The 496-nt window shown below is 60.9% G+C and carries 1 protein-coding gene; it reads left to right on the top strand.

What is annotated here, in order from left to right; translation table 11 throughout:
• The first annotated feature begins 1 nt into the window (after position 1).
• A complete protein-coding gene (locus QCE79_RS33635; RefSeq protein WP_250470258.1) occupies positions 2-262 on the top strand; it encodes a PAAR domain-containing protein in 261 nt (86 codons plus the stop codon).
• Positions 263-496 lie beyond the last annotated feature (234 nt).

Genomic DNA, 496 nt, shown 5'->3' with positions numbered 1-496 from the left:
AATGACATCAATTGCTTGCGTAGGCGACAGCACCACCCACGGCGGCCGCATCATCACCGGATCAGACACGATGGACATCGACGGACGCAAAGGCGCGCGCGTGGGCGATCTCGTGTCATGTCCCGAACACGGCGTTAATCCGATCATTCAAGGCTCGGACATGCTAACCGACACCAACGGCGAACACGTTGCGCTGGATGGCCATCTCACAGCGTGCGGTAGTCGAATAATTGCCTTGGGCGATCATGGCTCGATTGATTGATCGTCTTCAATCACAGGCGGCGTGTCACCTCAAGGCTGCGTCGTCTGTTCTATGCTCTCGACTTCCTCGCCTTCGTCCAGCTCGCGTAGCGCGACGATGCCCTCTGTATCGGTCTACGAGCGCGACCCGATGGGACGGCTCACCGCGCGCACGATCGGCAAGCAAGCGACCGAGAGTTTTTATTACGACGCGCGCGGGCGGCTCGCGACCGCCACGGCCGCTGGCAGCACGACC

The sequence above is a fragment of the Caballeronia sp. LZ003 genome, assembly GCF_031451465.1.
Classification (GTDB): domain Bacteria; phylum Pseudomonadota; class Gammaproteobacteria; order Burkholderiales; family Burkholderiaceae; genus Caballeronia.
The sequence above is the reverse complement of the archived record's forward strand: the minus strand, read 5'-3'. Positions and strand labels throughout refer to the sequence as shown.